This is a genomic window from Streptomyces syringium (genome assembly GCF_017876625.1).
Taxonomy (GTDB): Bacteria; Actinomycetota; Actinomycetes; order Streptomycetales; family Streptomycetaceae; genus Streptomyces; species Streptomyces syringius.
In genome coordinates, this window is sequence record NZ_JAGIOH010000001.1 from 5,704,811 (window position 1) to 5,721,506 (window position 16,696).

General features: G+C 71.7%; 11 protein-coding genes and 1 pseudogene. 7 read left to right on the forward strand and 5 right to left on the reverse strand.

From position 1 onward, the window contains the following. Positions 1-43 precede the first annotated feature (43 nt). Positions 44-844 (forward strand): annotated as a pseudogene (locus JO379_RS25475) (S1 family serine peptidase); the annotation flags it as partial. 469 nt (positions 845-1,313) lie between these two features. Here JO379_RS25475 and JO379_RS25480 read toward each other — a convergent pair. Continuing rightward, entirely contained in the window at positions 1,314-1,544 is a 231-nt protein-coding gene (locus tag JO379_RS25480) for a DUF7455 domain-containing protein (protein ID WP_130881806.1), read from the reverse strand. 434 nt (positions 1,545-1,978) lie between these two features. On the opposite strand from JO379_RS25480, the gene JO379_RS25485 reads away from it, so the two are divergent. The 3 genes from JO379_RS25485 (at position 1,979) to JO379_RS25495 (ending at position 6,347) form a co-directional block, all read left to right on the forward strand. Beyond that, entirely contained in the window at positions 1,979-4,099 is a 2,121-nt protein-coding gene (locus JO379_RS25485) for a DNA gyrase/topoisomerase IV subunit B (RefSeq protein WP_209517111.1), read from the forward strand. A gap of 185 nt (positions 4,100-4,284) precedes the next feature. Next, positions 4,285-4,755, forward strand: a complete 471-nt coding sequence (locus JO379_RS25490; RefSeq protein ID WP_307842132.1) for a DUF485 domain-containing protein — start codon at positions 4,285-4,287, stop codon at positions 4,753-4,755. Next, positions 4,752-6,347 carry a monocarboxylic acid transporter gene (locus JO379_RS25495; RefSeq protein ID WP_209517113.1) on the forward strand — a complete coding sequence of 532 codons (1,596 nt, stop codon included), beginning with the start codon at positions 4,752-4,754 and terminating at the stop codon, positions 6,345-6,347. The genes JO379_RS25490 and JO379_RS25495 overlap by 4 nt, the downstream gene beginning before the upstream one ends. Positions 6,348-6,364: 17 nt before the next feature. On the opposite strand, the gene JO379_RS25500 is transcribed toward JO379_RS25495, so the two are convergent. Beyond that, on the reverse strand, positions 6,365-7,042 hold the full coding sequence (locus JO379_RS25500) for a response regulator (protein ID WP_130881802.1): 678 nt from the start codon (positions 7,040-7,042) through the stop codon (positions 6,365-6,367). A gap of 57 nt (positions 7,043-7,099) precedes the next feature. Next, a complete protein-coding gene (locus JO379_RS25505; RefSeq protein WP_209517115.1) occupies positions 7,100-8,731 on the reverse strand; it encodes a sensor histidine kinase in 1,632 nt (543 codons plus the stop codon). A gap of 364 nt (positions 8,732-9,095) precedes the next feature. On the opposite strand from JO379_RS25505, the gene JO379_RS25510 reads away from it, so the two are divergent. After that, complete coding sequence (locus JO379_RS25510; protein WP_130881800.1) at positions 9,096-10,154, forward strand: ABC transporter substrate-binding protein; 1,059 nt, start codon at positions 9,096-9,098, stop codon at positions 10,152-10,154. Here JO379_RS25510 and JO379_RS25515 read toward each other — a convergent pair. Beyond that, positions 10,138-11,115: a ferredoxin family protein gene (locus JO379_RS25515; RefSeq protein WP_209517117.1), complete on the reverse strand. Its 978-nt coding sequence runs from the start codon at positions 11,113-11,115 to the stop codon at positions 10,138-10,140. The genes JO379_RS25510 and JO379_RS25515 overlap by 17 nt on opposite strands. A gap of 344 nt (positions 11,116-11,459) precedes the next feature. On the opposite strand from JO379_RS25515, the gene JO379_RS25520 reads away from it, so the two are divergent. Further along, positions 11,460-12,608 (forward strand): CobW family GTP-binding protein, encoded by a 1,149-nt coding sequence (locus JO379_RS25520; RefSeq protein ID WP_130881993.1) that lies wholly within the window; start codon positions 11,460-11,462, stop codon positions 12,606-12,608. Positions 12,609-12,615: 7 nt separating this feature from the next. On the opposite strand, the gene JO379_RS25525 is transcribed toward JO379_RS25520, so the two are convergent. Beyond that, on the reverse strand, positions 12,616-15,078 hold the full coding sequence (locus JO379_RS25525) for a DNA gyrase/topoisomerase IV subunit A (RefSeq protein ID WP_130881798.1): 2,463 nt from the start codon (positions 15,076-15,078) through the stop codon (positions 12,616-12,618). A 232-nt stretch (positions 15,079-15,310) separates the two neighbouring features. On the opposite strand from JO379_RS25525, the gene JO379_RS25530 reads away from it, so the two are divergent. Further along, positions 15,311-16,666 carry a M16 family metallopeptidase gene (locus JO379_RS25530; RefSeq protein ID WP_130881797.1) on the forward strand — a complete coding sequence of 452 codons (1,356 nt, stop codon included), beginning with the start codon at positions 15,311-15,313 and terminating at the stop codon, positions 16,664-16,666. Positions 16,667-16,696: the final 30 nt, after the last annotated feature.

The window sequence follows — 16,696 nt, forward strand, 5'->3', positions numbered from 1 at the left end:
TCTGGGTATGCGACTAACTTCGCAGGGTCAGGAGAGAGACTGTATGCGTGCACTGAGCTACCCGCTCGCCGGCGCGGTCGCGCTGCTGCTGGCGGCCCCCGGTCCGGCCGTCGCGGACCGGGTGGTCATCGGCGGGCAGCCCGTCAACGCCTCCGAGGCGCCCTGGGCGGTCGCCCTGGCGAGCCGTGAGCGGTTCGGTGCCGCGAGATCGGGGCAGTTCTGCGGCGGGGTCCTGGTGAGCCGTACAACGGTCGTCACCGCGGCGCACTGCCTCAGTCACGAGGTGCTCGGCGTCGACGTGGGCGAGGCGAAGGACCTGCGGGTCATCGTGGGGCGCGGTGATCTGCGCGGCGGAAGCGGCGCCGAGGTGGCGCTGCGGGACACCTGGGTCAACCCCGCGTTCGACGCGGCGACCAACGCCGGGGACGTCGCCGTACTCACTCTGGCGGAACAGGCGCCGGCGAATTCTCCGATCACTCTGGCGCAGGCCGGGGACCGGGCCTACCGGCCCGGCACTCCCGCCAAGGTGTACGGCTGGGGCGACATGCTGGGCAATGGCACGTATGCGCAGACGTTGCGCGCGGCCGGCGTGTTCGTCCTGGACGACGTCTTCTGCGAGCAGGCGTATCCGGGCGGTCCGGAGGGCGCGTACCGGCGGGCTTCGATGCTGTGCGCGGGCCGGCCGGAGGGCGGGCGGGACGCCTGCCAGGGGGACAGCGGCGGGCCGCTCGTGGCCAGGGGAAAGCTGGTCGGGCTGGTGTCCTGGGGGAGCGGTTGCGCCCAGCCCGGGCACCCCGGTGTGTACACGCGGATGTCGGCGGTCGCGCCGTTGGTTGCGGCCCACAAGGGCGGGTCCGCACCGCAGGGTGCCTCGTCGGCCGTGCCGTCGGCGCTGACGTCCGTCCTGCCGCCGGCGACGGCGCAGCCGGCCCAGCAGGTGCCGCCGCAGCCGGTCCAGCCGGCATCGCCGCAGGCTCAGCCGGCACCCGCCGCGGAGGCCGCCGGGCAGGCGCCCGCGCGGACCGGGCCACGGCTCCCGCCGCGGATCGCCCGGCAAGCCGCCCCGCTGCCGCCCTCACGGCCTGCGGGTGGTGCCGCGCCGCCGAGTACCGGCCTGATCGAACGGGGGCCGCAGTGAGCCTCCTGGCGCCGCGCGGTCTCCGCCCCCCGGCCGGGGTGGGGACGCGAAGGAGGTCCGGACGCACGAGAGCGGGCGGCCTCCCCCGTGGGGGTGGCCGCCCGCGGCTGCCCGGCCCTGGATGGCCGGACCTCGCTCGTCGTGGGATGCGATGTGTCAGCTATCCGCTGCGGACTCAGCGGTCCTCATCGGACGCGGACGCCGGGGCAGCGGTCAGCCGCTCCGTCTCGTCCTGTATCTCCGCGGCGATCTTCTTGAGTTCTGGCTCGAACTTGCGCCCATGGTGAGCACAGAAGAGCAGTTCACCGCCGCTCATGAGAACGACGCGCAGGTAAGCCTGAGCGCCGCACCGGTCGCAGCGGTCAGCGGCCGTCAGCGGGCTCGCGGGGGTCAGAACAGTAGTCACGTCGCCTCTTCTCTAGCTCGACGAGCTGTCGTACCAGGGTCAACATCCAACCAGGCCGAAAACGTTCCCGCTCGTGGCTTTTCCTCGAAAGTTCCTTCCGAGTGGGCCGGATCTTGACGGTTGGCGGCGAATGAGCCGTATTGCGTGGGCTTACGGTTTCACGTCGCTGGGGGTCTTTCGTCCACCCGGCCGGCTTGCCGGGTTGTTCTTGAGGACGTGCCCGGAGCCTAAATGGTTCATGCCTCCAAGGGAACGTGATGTGCACGTCACTCCATCGGGGTATCGAACACGTGAGCGAAGCTGGACTAGCATGGGCGCTCCCGTGGGTGGCGGCACAAAGGCTCTACCAGGCCTCGGTACCCTCTGAACGGCGACCGAGCCACCACTGTGCCCGTACCCGGGCCAGTACAGAAATTCAGCGAGGAGCGAACCGCGTGACCGCCGAAACGTCCGTGCCGTCCACTGCGTTGCTGACCGGGGCAGACCGGGACGGATCCAACTACACCGCGCGGCACCTGCTCGTCCTCGAGGGTCTCGAAGCCGTCCGCAAGCGCCCCGGAATGTATATCGGCTCCACCGACAGCCGCGGTTTGATGCACTGCCTCTGGGAAATCATCGACAACTCCGTCGACGAGGCCCTCGGCGGATACTGCGACCGCATCGAGGTGATCCTCCACGAGGACGGCTCGGTGGAGGTGCGGGACAACGGCCGGGGCATCCCCGTGGACGTCGAGCCCAAGACCGGGCTGTCCGGCATCGAGGTCGTGATGACCAAGCTGCACGCCGGCGGAAAGTTCGGCGGCGGCTCGTACGCGGCCTCCGGCGGTCTGCACGGCGTCGGCGCGTCCGTCGTCAACGCGCTCTCCGCCCGCCTGGACGTCGAGGTCGACCGCAACAGCCGCACGCACGCGATCAGCTTCCGGCGCGGCGTCCCCGGCATCTTCACCGAATCCGGTCCGGACGCGCCCTTCGACCCGGCCAACGGCCTCCTCAAGGGCAAGAAGGTCCCCAAGACCCGCACCGGCACCCGGGTCCGCTACTGGGCGGACCGCCAGATCTTCCTCAAGGACGCCAAGCTCTCCCTGGAGAACCTCTACGGGCGGGCCCGGCAGACCGCGTTCCTCGTGCCGGGGCTGACCATCGTCGTCCGCGACGAGCGGGGGATCGAGAGCGAGACCGCCACCGAGGAGACCTTCCGCTACGACGGGGGCATCAGCGAGTTCTGCGAGTACCTCGCGCAGGACAAGGCCGTCTGCGACGTGCTCCGGCTGACCGGGCAGGGCACCTTCAAGGAGACCGTGCCGGTCCTCGACGATCGCGGCCACATGACCCCCACCGAGGTCACCCGTGAGCTCGGGGTGGACATCGCCCTGCGCTGGGGCACCGGCTACGACGCGAACGTGAAGTCCTTCGTCAACATCATCGCCACCCCCAAGGGCGGCACGCATGTGGCCGGATTCGAGCGCTCGATCACCAAGACCGTCAACGAGGTCCTGCGCTCGTCCAAGCTGCTGCGGGTCGCCGAGGACGACGTCGTCAAGGACGACGCCATGGAGGGGCTCACCGCGGTCGTGACCGTCCGGCTGGCCGAGCCGCAGTTCGAGGGGCAGACCAAGGAGGTCCTGGGCACCTCGGCCGCCTCGCGGATCGTGGCGAACGTGGTCGCCAAGGAGCTCAAGGCGTTCCTCGCCTCCACCAAGCGCGACGCCAAGCAGCAGGCGCGCGCCGTCCTGGAGAAGGTCGTCGCCGCGGCCCGCACCCGCATCGCCGCCCGGCAGCACAAGGAGGCCCAGCGGCGGAAGACCGCCCTGGAGTCCTCCTCGCTGCCGGCCAAGCTCGCCGACTGCCGCAGTGACGACGTCGAGCGCAGCGAGCTGTTCATCGTCGAGGGCGACTCGGCGCTGGGCACGGCCAAGCTGGCCCGGAATTCCGAATTCCAGGCTCTGCTGCCGATCCGCGGCAAGATCCTCAATGTCCAGAAGTCGTCGGTCTCCGACATGCTCAAGAACGCCGAGTGCGGCGCGATCATCCAGGTGATAGGAGCCGGGTCCGGCCGGACCTTCGACATCGACGCCGCGCGGTACGGGAAGGTCATCTTCCTCGCCGACGCCGATGTCGACGGCGCGCACATCCGCTGTCTGCTGCTCACGCTCTTCCAGCGCTACATGCGGCCGATGGTCGAGGAGGGCCGGGTCTTCTCGGCCGTCCCGCCGCTGCACCGGATCGAGCTGACCCGCCCGAAGAAGGGGCAGGACAAGTACATCTACACCTACTCCGACAGCGAGCTGCGCCAGACGCTGATGGACCTGGACCGCAAGAAGGTGCCGTACAAGGACGGCATCCAGCGCTACAAGGGCCTCGGTGAGATGGACGCCGACCAGCTCGCGGAGACCACGATGGACCCGCGTCACCGCACCCTGCGCCGGATCAACATCAGCGCCCTGGAGGCGGCCGAGCGCGCCTTCGACCTGCTGATGGGCAATGAGGTCGCGCCCCGCAAGGAGTTCATCACCAACTCCGCCGCCACCCTGGACCGCTCGCGCATCGACGCCTGACCCGGGACGGGCCGTAAGCCACCACCGCGCCTCCGGCCGGAGATCCTCTCTCCGGCCGGAGGCGCGTCACGTGGTGTCCCCGTCACCTGATGGGGTGAACGTCCCGGTATTGAGGGGATCCGGATCTCCCTGTTCTGACCATTCTTGGGCCCCGGCCAACGAGGGCGGCGACCAAGGAGAGTCCGGTGGAGAACGACGACGAAGGCGATGCCGGAACGGTTCGCCTGAAGGGTGACCCCACCCCGTGCGAGCCGCCCGCGCACCGGGAGGGCCGGGACACGGCGCGCGACCCCTCGGGTGTCTACCGGGAGGTCCAGCGCAGTGCCGCCTTCCGTGAAGTGCGCGGCCGCTACCGAGGGTTCGCCTTCCCCGTGACCGTCGCCTTCCTCGGCTGGTACCTCGGTTATCTGGTGCTGGCGACCACCGCACCGGCCCTGATGGCCCGGCCCGTGGCCGGCGCGCTCAATGTCGCGATGCTCCTCGGGCTCGGCCAGTTCGCCACGACCTTCCTGCTCACCTGGGCCTACGCCCGGCACGCCCGGCTGCGGCGCGACCCGGCGGCCCTGGAGCTGCGCTGGGCGGTCGCGCTGGAGACCCGGCAGGGCCCGGCGCGGACGGGCGGCCCGGTCCCGCCGACGCGGAGGGAAGCGCGTTGACCGGCACGCACCAGGGCCTGGCACTGGCCCTGTTCAGCGTCATCGTCGTGGTCACCCTCGCCATCAGCGCCTGGGCCGGACGGGTGCGGCGGGGATCGCCCGAGGAGTTCTACGCGGGCGGGCGGATGTTCTCCCCCATGGAGAACGGTTTCGCCATCGCCGGTGACTACATGTCCGCCGCCTCCTTCCTCGGGATCTCCGGGCTCATCGCCCTCTACGGCTACGACGGCATGCTCTATTCCGTCGGCTTTCTCGTCGCCTGGCTCGTCGTGCTGTTCCTCGTCGCCGAACTCGTCCGCAACTGCGGCCGGTTCACCCTCGCCGACGTCCTGGCCGCCCGGATGGGCGAACCACGGGTCAGGACGGCCGCGGGCATCTCCTCCGTCACCGTCTCGGTCGTCTACCTGGTCGCCCAGATGGTCGGGGCCGGCAGCCTGATGGCGCTGCTGCTGGGCGGCCCGGGCGGCCGGGCCCGCACCTGGACGGTCATCGGCGTCGGCGCCCTGATGGTCCTCTACGTCACCCTCGGCGGCATGCGGGCCACCACCTGGATCCAGATCGTCAAGGCCGTCCTGCTGATGGGCGGCACGATCGCGCTGACCACGCTCGTGCTGATCCGCTTCCACGGCGACCTCTCGGCCCTGCTCACCACGGCCGCCGACCGCAGCGGTCACGGCCGGGACTTCCTCGCGCCGGGTTTGAAATACGGCGGTGGCTGGACGGCCCGACTGGACTTCATCAGCCTCGGCCTCGCGCTGGTCCTCGGCACCGCCGGGCTCCCGCACATCCTCGCGCGCTTCTCCACCGTGCCGACCGCCCGCGCCGCCCGCCGGTCGGTCGTCTGGTCGATCGGCCTCATCGGCGGCTTCTACCTGATGACGATCGTCCTCGGCTTCGGGGCCGCGGCCGTGCTCGGCACCGACGCCGTGCGCGCCGCCGGCCCGTCCGGGAACACGGCCGTACCGCTGCTCGCCCTCGACCTCGGCGGCGGTGCGGGCTCCACAGGCGGAACGATCCTCTTCGCCGTGGTCGCGGCTGTCGCCTTCGCCACCATCCTCGCGGTCGTCGCCGGGGTCACCCTCGCCTCCTCCGCGTCCGTCGCCCACGACCTCTACGCCACGCTCAGCCGCCGGACGGGCCGCGGGGCGCTCGGCGAGGTCGCGGTCGCACGCGTCGCGGCGGTCGTCACCGGCGCGGTCGCCATCGGCCTCGGGCTGCTCGCCCAGGACCTCAACGTCGCGTTCCTGGTGGGTCTCGCCTTTGCCGTCGCCGCCTCGGCAAACCTTCCGGTGCTGCTCTATTCGCTCTTCTGGCGGCGGTTCACCACGCGCGGCGCCGTCTGGTCCGTCTACGGGGGCCTCGTCCCCGCCCTGGCGCTCGTCGTCCTCTCCCCGGTCGTCTCCGGCGGCCCGGGGGCCGTCTTCCCCGGCCTCGACTTCGCCCTGTTCCCGCTGGAGAACCCGGGCCTGGTCTCCGTGCCGCTCGGCTTCCTGGCCGGCTGGCTCGGCACCCTCACCTCACCCGGACCCGCCGACGCGGCCGGCCACGCCGAGGCCGAGGTGCGCTCACTGACGGGCGCCGGGGCGGCCTGAGCGCGGGTCCGGCCCGGTCAGCGCGCCGCCCAGGCGTAACGGTGCTCCGGGCGGCCCGTCTCGCCGTACCGGAGGGTGAGACTGAGCCTGCCGGACTCCTCCAGCCGCTTGAGATAGCGCTGCGCCGTGGAGCGGCTGAGCCCCGAACGCTCCGCGACCTCGTGTGCCGACAGGGGGCACGCCGCGGCCGAGAGCACCTGGCGGATCAGCTCGGCGGTCGGCGCGGAGTGGCCCTTGGGCAGGGGAGCGGCGGTCGCGGCGGTGCGCAGCGTGCCGAAGATCCGGTCCACCTGGTCCTGTCCCGCCTCCTCGGCGTCGTCGAGGGTCCGGCGCAGCTGGGCATAGGCCTCCAGCTTCACCCGCAGCGCCGGGAAGGCGAACGGCTTGACCAGGTACTGCAGGGCGCCGTAGCGCATCGCCGTCTGCACGGTCGCGATGTCCCGGGCGGCGGTCACCATGATCACGTCGGTGAGGTGGCCGTGCTGCCGCATCCGGCGGACCAGCGAGAGCCCCGTCTCGTCCGGCAGATAGTGGTCCAGCAGCACCAGGTCGATACCACCGCGCTCCAGCAGGGCCAGGGCCTGTGCCGCGTGATGGGCCTTGGCCACGACATGGAAGCCGGGAACGCGCGCGACATACGCGGCGTTGATCTCGGCGATACGGAAGTCGTCGTCCACGACCAGGACTTCGATCACTGGTTCACCCCTTCGCTCTTCTCGTCCGTGTGCCCCCGTCACCGCGGTCACCGTCCCTCACCGTCGCGCTCCTTCGAGTTCCAGCAGCGCCTCCGGCAGTTCCACCGTGAACACCGCCCCGCCGCCGTCCCGTTCGCCCACCCGGGCCGAGCCGCCGTACCGCTCGGCCAGCCGCCGTACGAGCGAGAGACCGAGGCCCCGGCGGCGGTGCGCGGGCGGCTCCTTGGTGGACCAGCCGTCGGTGAACACCAGCTCCGCGGCCCCTTCGGGGACGCCCGGGCCGTTGTCCGAGACCCGCAGGACGACCGTGGAGCCCTCCGCCCGCAGCTCCACCTCCACGAAGGGCTCGGCCGCCGGCCGTCCGCCGGCCGCGCCGCCGCGTACGGTCCCGGCGGCGTCCAGGGCGTTGTCCACGAGATTGCCGAGCACGGTGACCAGGTCCCGGGAATCCACCACGCGAGGGGGCAGTTGCGTCGCCTCGCTCACCCGCAGCGCCACTCCCCGCTCCGCCGCGACCGCGCTCTTGCCCACCAGCAGGGCGCTGACCATCGGCTCGCGCACCCGCTCGGTGACCTGTTCGGCCGTGGCCCGGTGCGCGCCGCTGACCTCCGCGACGAACTCCACGGCCTGCTCGTACAGGCCCAGTTCCAGCAGACCGACGATGGTGTGCAGTTGGTTGGCGTGCTCGTGGTCCTGGGCGCGCAGTGCCTCGGTCAGCCCTCGGATGCCGTCCAGCTCCCGGCCGAGGAGCTCCAGCTCGGTGCGGTCGCGCAGCGTCGCCACCGCTCCGCCGTCGGCCGTTTCCATCCGGTTGGCGACCAGGACCCGGCCGCCCCAGACGGTCAGCAGATCGGCCCCCGCGACCCGGCCGGCCAGCACATCGGTGGTCCGGCCGGGCGGCAGGACGTCGTCGAGCGGGCGTCCGGTGGCCTCCGGGCCGAGCCCGAGCAGCCGCTGCGCCTCGTCGTTGACCAATCGCACCCGGCCGCGCCGGTCGAGGGCGAGCACCCCCTCGCGGATGCCGTGCAGCATGGCCTCACGCTCGTCGAGCAGGGCGGATATCTCGGAGAGCTCGATGCCGTGCGTGCGCTTGCGCAGCCGCCAGGAGACGGCGCCCGCGGCCAGCGCGCCCACGCCGAGCGCGGCGCCCGCGTACATCAGCACGCCGGGCACGGCGTCCAGCAGCAGTGCGCGCACGCTGCCGTAGGCGATGCCCACGGAGACGGCGCCGACGATCTCACCCCGCTGGTCGCGCAGCGGCACCTTGCCGCGCGCGGAGCGGCCGAGGGTGCCGCGCTCGATGCCCGTCCACTCGTGGCCGGTCAGGGCCGGGCCCGGGTCGGTGCTGACGTGCCGCCCGATCTCCGAGGGGGTGGTGTGGGAGTAGCGGATGCCCCGGTTGTCGACCACCACGACATAGCTCGCGCCGGTGGCCCGCCGGACGCGCTCGGCCCCGGCCTGTACCGGGCCGCCCGGGGCCGGCCGATGGGCGAGCAGATCGCGGGCGAGGCCGGGCTGGGCGGCGGTGGTCTGCGCGATGGCCAGGGCCCGGTGCTCGGCCTGGTCGTCCAGCTGGGAGCCGAGCGGCGCGAGGAAGAGGCCCGCGGCGAGCGTGGTGACGCCGGTAGTGAGCAGCAGCTGGACGAGGAGGACCTGGGCGAAGACGCGGCGGGGCCACCGGGGGCGCATGTGTGTGTCCCTTTCGTGTCGTCGCCCCGTAGCGGAGCACGGCTGCGGCTTCGGCGGTCTGCACCGGTGGCCGCGTCGAACGTAGCGGGACACCACCCCCCGGCCCAGCCCTCGTGTCGCATTCGTTGTGGTAGCGCGAGCAAAACGAGCAGAACAAGGTTCGTGATCTCAAGTACCGCATTGCTCAGAAGGCTGCCGCTGTGTTGCAGGCCACACCTACCCTCCAGCCCGTGCCGGCCCCGCCCGTGACCGCGGGAGGGAGGAGCCGACGGCGGAGGCGGACGGATGGACAGCGGCAGCCCGGGCGATGCCCCGGCGACCGGCCCTGACCACGACCGTCGCTCCTGACCAAAAGGACCAGAAGATGCGTACGTTCGGCAAGCTCACCGAAGTCTCCGCGACACTCGTCGCGGGGGCGCTGTGTCTCACCCTGGCCGGCTGTGCCGACGAATCGTCGTCGGACGGGGCGAGCGGGCGCAGCGAGGCGGTCAAGGGCGACACCGTGAAGATCATGGTCAGCGGCCTGGACAAGGTCATCTACCTGCCGGCGGTGCTCACCCAGCGCCTGGGCTACTTCCAGGACGAGGGAGTGACCGTCAAGCTCCTGAGCGAGCCTGCGGGCGTGCAGGCCACCACCGCACTCGTCTCCGGCGACGTCCAGGGCGTGGTCGGCTTCTACGACCACACCCTCGACCTCCAGGCCAAGGGCAAGCAGGTGCAGTCCGTCGTCCAACTGGCCCGGACACCGGGGGAGGTGGAGATCGTCTCGACGAAGGCCGCGGCCCACGTCACCTCGCCCAGGGACTTCAAGGGCCGCAAGCTCGGGGTCACCGGGCTCGGCTCCTCCACCGAGTTCCTCACGAAGTACCTGGCAGTGAAGAACGGTGTGAAGGTCGGCGAGATCACTCCCGTGGCCGTCGGCGCCGGCCAGACCTTCGTCTCCGCGCTCGAGCAGGGCACGATCGACGGCGGCATGACCACCGAACCGACCGTCGCCCAGGTCCTCGCCAAGGGCCTCGGCAAGGTCCTCGTCGACATGCGCACCCCCGAGGGGTCCCGGGCCGCGCTCGGCGGGCTCTACCCCGCGTCGAGCCTCTACATGAACAGCAGTTGGGTGCAGAGCCACAAAGAGACCGTCCAGAAGCTCGCCAACGCCATGGTCAGGACCCTCAAGTGGATGGCCGGGCACACCCCCGAGGAGATCGCCGACAAGATGCCTGCCGACTACGCCAAGGGCGGCAAGGACCTCTACGTCCGCGCGATCAAGAACACGCTGCCGATGTTCACCGAGGACGGCGTGATGCCCGCCGACGGGCCGAGGACCGTCCACACGGTGCTCAAGTCCTTCGACCCCGGTCTGAAGAACGCCTCGGTGGACCTGGAGAAGACCTACACCACCGAGTTCGTCAGGAAGGCCGGCTGACGGACAGCGTCAGCGACGAGCCCGCCCGGGCCGCGGGGGGCAGTGCGGCATCGGACGAGGACAGCCGGTCGATCGACAGCACGTCCATCCGGGCCGGGCTGCCGAGCGCCCGGCCGCAGCTCTCCGGCCGCGGCGGCTCGGCGGCGCCCTGCGCGACGGTGACCCGCCAGGCGCGGCCGTCGGTGTGGCCGACGGTCACGCACCACAGCGGCGCGGCGCCCTCGGTCCGCAGCACGTCCAGCGCGTCCGCGCCCTCCTCGCCGGTCAGCTCCCGCACCGCCAGGTCGGCGGCCTGGGCGGGGCGCTCCCAGGCCGAGCGGCCCCGGCAGTCCTCGATCGCGATCCGGCCGTCCCGGGCCGCCGCGAGGGCGTTCTTGACGCCGTGCGCGGTCGCCCGCCCGTACGCGTACCCGTAGGGCAGGACGAAGAGGGTCGGCGCGAACCGGTGCCCGCCGATGTGGGTGACCTCCCAGACCTCCAGCCCGCCCGACGCGGTCAGCTCGGCGGCGAGGGGGCGGCCGAGCAGGGCACAGCAGCGGTCGCGCTTGCCGTTGGTGCACACCAGCGCGAGGGGGTCCCCGGTGTAGGGCTCCCAGAGCCCGCCGTGCTCACCCGCCCCGAGGGCGGCGAAACCCAGATCGGCCAGCCGCGCGGGGTCGGTGACGCCGGTCGTGCGGATCCAGGAACGGCCCGGCGCGGTGTGGGCGACGAAGACCCGCTGAGTGGCCGGTTCGTGGCAGTCGGCGTGCCGCCCGGGGCGGCGGATCAGCGCGATCCGCACGCCGGTGCCCTCGGCGGCGGCGTCGAGCGCCCGGCCGACGGCGGGGTCGAGGTGGCTGGAGGTGAGGGCGTCCGTGCCCCACGGGCCGGGCTGCTCGAGCAGCAGCCACGTCGGTGCGGTGGCTGCGGTGCCGGCCAGCGGCTCGGTCAGGAGGCGGGATGCGGTAGCGCACGTGCTCACAAAGGTAAGCCTAACCTGACCCTGAGCCGGGTCGCGCGGTGGCCCGCCATGTTGACGCGACGCGACCACCGGGGCGCCCGGCACGCACGGGCCGGGACGGGCCGTCGCGGGCCCGGGAGGACCGGCTGCCCGCCGGGCCCGCCCGGCACGCTCCTATCCTGGGGCGGGTGAACGGTGCCCGGACCGCCTACGGACCAGTCGCCCGGCGCGGGAGCCGGACACCGCCGCTCCCTACGCGTGATGGAGGCGCCACCCCCTTGAACAGCACGGCCAGTACGGACAGCACGGCGAACGACCCCGACCACGACGAGCACACGGCCGACGCCACCGGGACGGATCACCCGATCGGGTCGCCCGCATCCGGGGGTACCGCCCGGCCGGCGGGCCCCCAGATCCCGGTCGTCGTCCTCGCGGGCTTCCTGGGCTCCGGGAAGACCACCCTGCTCAACCATCTGCTGCGGCACAGCGGCGGCACCCGGATCGGCGCGATCGTCAACGACTTCGGCTCCATCGAGATCGACGCCATGGCGATCGCCGGGCAGGTCGACGGCGCCGTCTCGCTCGGCAACGGCTGCCTGTGCTGCGCCGTCGACGCGAGCGAGCTCGATGTCTACCTGGAGAAGCTCACCCGGCCCTCGGTCGGGCTGGACGTCATCGTCATCGAGGCGAGCGGGCTGGCCGAGCCGCAGGAACTGGTCCGGATGGTCCTCGCCAGCGAGAACCCGCACATCGTCTACGGCGGGCTGGTCGAGGTCGTCGACGCGGCGGAGTTCGACGCCACCAGGGACCGGCATCCCGAGATCGACCGGCACCTCGCCCTCGCCGACCTCGTCGTGCTGAACAAGGCCGACCGGGTGGCCGAGGCGGAGCTGCACCGGGTGCGGGAGACGCTCGACGGACTGTGCGACGGCACGGCCGTCATTCCCGCCTCGCACGGCCGGGTCGACCCGGAGCTGTTCTTCGACCGCAAGCCCAGGACCGAGACGATCGGCCAGCTCTCCTTCGAGGACCTGCTCTCCTTCGAGGACCTGTACGACGGCGAGGACGACGCCGCGGGCGACGGCGGCGAGGACCACCCGCACGACTGCCACGACGGGCACGACTGCCCCGGCCGTCACCGCCGCGCGCATCTGCACGCCGCGTACGACAGCGCTTCCTTCACCGCCGAGGAACCCATGAACCCGCGCCGGCTCATGGCCTTCCTCGACAACCGGCCCGACGGGCTCTACCGGATCAAGGGCTACGTCCACTTCGGAGCGGCCGACCCGCGCAACCGGTACGCCGTGCACGCCGTCGGCCGCTTCCTGCGCTTCTACCCGGCGCCCTGGGCGCGCGGTGCGCAGCGCCTCACCCAGCTGGTGCTGATCGGCTCGGGCATCGACGCCGAGGCGCTCCGGCGCGAGCTGGAGACCTGCCGGGAGACCGGTCCGCAGGACGCCGCCACCGCCGACGAGCACAGCATGTGGGGCGTCCTGCGGTACGCGCAGGGCTGACCGGCAGCTACACCGGCCCCGCCACGACGGCCACCGGCTTCGCCAGCGGCACGCCGGAGCCGTCGCGGCGCGGGTCGAGGTCCGGCAGCTCGACGGGGGTTCCCGCCGCGTTCGCCGCGCGGGCCGGCGACGCGCCCGCCCAGGCCAGCACCAGGCAGTCCTCGCCCTTGAGGAACCGCTGGCAGCGCACGCCGCCCGTGGCCCGCCCCTTGCGGGGGTACTGGTCGAACGGCGTCATCTTCGCCGTCGTCTCCGAAGCGCCGAGCAGTGTGCCGCGCGCGCCCGCCACGGTGAACACCACGGCGTCGCCCGCCGGGTCGATGGCCGTGAAGGAGATCACCTTCGCCCCGTCGGAGAGCTTGATCCCCGCCATGCCGCCCGCGGGCCGGCCCTGCGGCCGGACCTGCCCGGCCGGATAGCGCAGCAACTGGGCGTCGTCCGTGATGAAGACCAGGTCCTCCTCGCCCGTACGCAGCTCCACGGCCCCGACGACCCGGTCACCGTCCTTGAGGCCGATGACCTCCAGCTCGTCCTTGTTGGCCGGATAGTCCGGGACCACGCGCTTGACGACGCCCTGCTCCGTGCCGATCGCGAGCCCCGGCGAGGACTCGTCCAAGGTGGTGAGGCAGACGATCCGCTCGCCGTCCTCCAGTGACAGGAACTCCGACACCGGCGCGCCACCCGAGAGATTCGGCGCCGACGCCGTCTCCGGGAGCTGCGGCAGATCGATCACCGGCAGCCGCAGCAGCCGGCCGGCCGAGGTGACCGCCCCCACGTCCGCCCGAGCCGTCGCCGGGACCGCCGAGACGATCACATCGTGCTTGACGCGCTTGACCTCGCCGTGGTCGCCCTCGTGCGCGAACGGCTCCGCGCTGGCCGTACGGGCCAGCAGCCCGGTCGAGGACAGCAGTACCCGGCACGGGTCGTCCGCGACCTCCAGCGGCACCGCGGAGACCGGCGAGCCCGCCGACTGCAGCAGCACCGTGCGACGGTCGGTGCCGAACTTCTTCGCCACGTCCGCCAGTTCGCCCGAGACGAGCTTGCGCAGCTCGGCGTCGGAATCCAGGATCCGGGTCAGCTCCTCGATCTCGGTGGTGAGCCGGTCGCGCTCCGACTCCAGCTCGACGCGGTCGAACTTCGTCAGACGGCGCAGCGGGGTGTCGAGGATGTACTGCGTCTGCACCTCGGAGAGCGAGAAGCGCGCGACGAGTGACTCCTTGGCCTGCGCCGCGTTCTCACTCGATCGAATGATTCGGATGACCTCGTCGATGTCGATGAGGGCCACCAGCAGGCCCTCGACCAGGTGCAGCCGGTCCTGGCGCTTGCCGCGGCGGAACTCGCTGCGACGGCGCACGACCTCGAAGCGGTGGTCGACATAGACCTCCAGCAGCTCCTTGAGGCCCAGCGTCAACGGCTGGCCGTCCACCAGCGCGACGTTGTTGATGCCGAAGGACTCCTCCATCGGCGTCAGCTTGTAGAGCTGCTCGAGCACGGCCTCCGGGTTGAAGCCGTTCTTCACCTCGATGACCAGGCGCAGACCGTGGGAGCGGTCGGTGAGGTCCTTGACGTCGGCGATGCCCTGGAGCTTCTTCGAGCCGACCAGGTCCTTGATCTTGGCGATCACCTTTTCCGGACCCACCGTGAAGGGGAGTTCGGTCACGACGATGCCCTTGCGGCGGGCCGTCACATTCTCCACGGCGACGGTCGCACGGATCTTGAAGGTGCCGCGGCCGGTCTCGTAGGCGTCCCGGATGCCGCTCAGCCCGACGATCCGGCCGCCCGTGGGCAGGTCCGGACCCGGGACGAACCGCATCAGGGTGTCGAGGTCGGCGCCCGGGTGCTTGATCAGGTGCCGGGCGGCGGCGACGACCTCGCCCAGATTGTGCGGCGGCATGTTCGTCGCCATGCCGACCGCGATGCCGGTCGCGCCGTTGACCAGAAGGTTCGGATAGGCGGCCGGGAGGGCCACCGGCTCCTGCTCGCTGCCGTCGTAATTCGGCGTGAAGTCGACGGTGTCCTCGTCGATCGACTCCGTCATCAGCGACGTCGTCGCCGCCATGCGGGCCTCGGTGTACCGCATCGCGGCGGGCGGGTCGTCATTGCCCAGCGAACCGAAGTTGCCGTGCCCGTCGACCAGCGGCACCCGCATGGAGAACGGCTGCGCCATGCGGACCAGGGCGTCGTAGATGGACGCGTCGCCGTGCGGGTGGAGCTTGCCCATCACCTCGCCGACGACGCGGGCGCACTTCACGTACGAACGCTCGGGGCGCAGCCCCATGTCGTTCATCTGGAACAGGATGCGGCGCTGGACGGGCTTCAGCCCGTCCCGGGCATCGGGCAGAGCGCGCGAGTAGATGACCGAGTAGGCGTACTCGAGGAAGGAGCCCTGCATCTCGTCGACGACGTCGATGTCGAGGATGCGCTCCTCGAAGTCGTCCGGCGGCGGGGTCTTCGTGCTGCGGCGGGCCATCGCGGCTGCGGCTCCTTCGATCGATTGCCGAGGTGGGGGGTCTGACGCCGACCATTGTGGACCGCGCCACTGACAACGCCGACCGCGACCCGTCCGTAAGAGCGCACCGTGACGGGAACTTCGCCAGATGTCAGCGCGCTTGCATACAGTGACAGAACTGTTCATCACGCTAGTCGCCGCGGCGGACGCCGCGAGGCGGGGCGAGATTTTTCCAGCGATCGAAGGGACGTACATGCCCATGGGTCACACGGCCACGCAACAGGCCGGTACCGGCGGCCTGACAGCGACCGAGCACCGCCTGGCCAACGGCCTGCGGGTGGTGCTCTCCGAGGACCATCTGACCCCGGTCGCCGCGGTCTGCCTCTGGTACGACGTCGGCTCGCGCCACGAAGTCAAGGGCCGTACCGGCCTCGCCCACCTCTTCGAGCACCTCATGTTCCAGGGCTCGGCGCAGGTCAAGGGCAACGGCCACTTCGAGCTGGTGCAGGGCGCGGGCGGCTCGCTCAACGGCACCACCAGCTTCGAGCGCACCAATTACTTCGAGACCATGCCGGCCCACCAGGTGGAGCTGGCCCTGTGGCTCGAGGCCGACCGGATGGGGTCGCTGCTGACCGCCCTCGACGAGGAGTCGATGGAGAACCAGCGCGACGTCGTCAAGAACGAGCGCCGCCAGCGCTACGACAACGTGCCCTACGGCACCGCGTTCGAGAAGCTGACGGCCATGGCCTACCCCGACGGCCACCCGTACCACCACACCCCGATCGGCTCGATGGCCGACCTGGACGCCGCCTCCCTGGAGGACGCGCGCGCCTTCTTCCGCACGTACTATGCGCCGGGCAACGCCGTCCTGTCGGTCGTCGGCGACATCGACACCGAGCAGACGCTCGCCTGGATCGAGAAGTACTTCGGCTCCATCCCCGCCCACGACGGCAAGCAGCCGCCGCGCGACGGCAGCCTTCCCGACGTCATCGGCGAGCAGCTGCGCGAGGTCGTGCGCGAGGAGGTCCCCTCCCGCGCCCTGATGGCCGCCTACCGTCTGCCGCACGACGGCACCCGTGAGGCCGACGCCGCCGACCTCGCCCTCACCGTCCTCGGCGGCGGCGAGTCCTCCCGGCTCCACAACCGCCTGGTCCGCCACGACCGCACCGCCGTCGCCGCCGGCTTCGGCCTGCTGCGGCTCGCCGGCGCCCCCTCGCTCGGCTGGCTGGACGTCAAGACGTCCGGCGGCGTCGAGGTCCCGGACATCGAGACCGCCGTCGACGAGGAGCTGGCCCGCTTCGCCGCCGAGGGGCCGACCCCGGAGGAGATGGAGCGCGCCCAGGCCCAGCTGGAGCGCGAGTGGCTGGACCGGCTCGCCACGGTCAGCGGCCGCGCGGACGAACTGTGCCGCTACGCGGTCCTGTTCGGCGACCCGCAGCTCGCCCTCAGCGCGGTCGACCGGGTCCTGGACATCACCGCCGAGGAGGTGCGGGAGGTCGCCGCGGCCCGGCTGCGCCCCGACAACCGCGCCGTGCTGGTGTACGAGCCGACCGCCCCCGAGGCCGACGAGAACGCAGGAAACGCAACGGAAAGCGAGACGGCCCAGTGAGCGACGCCGCACCCGCGAGCAGCACGCGGA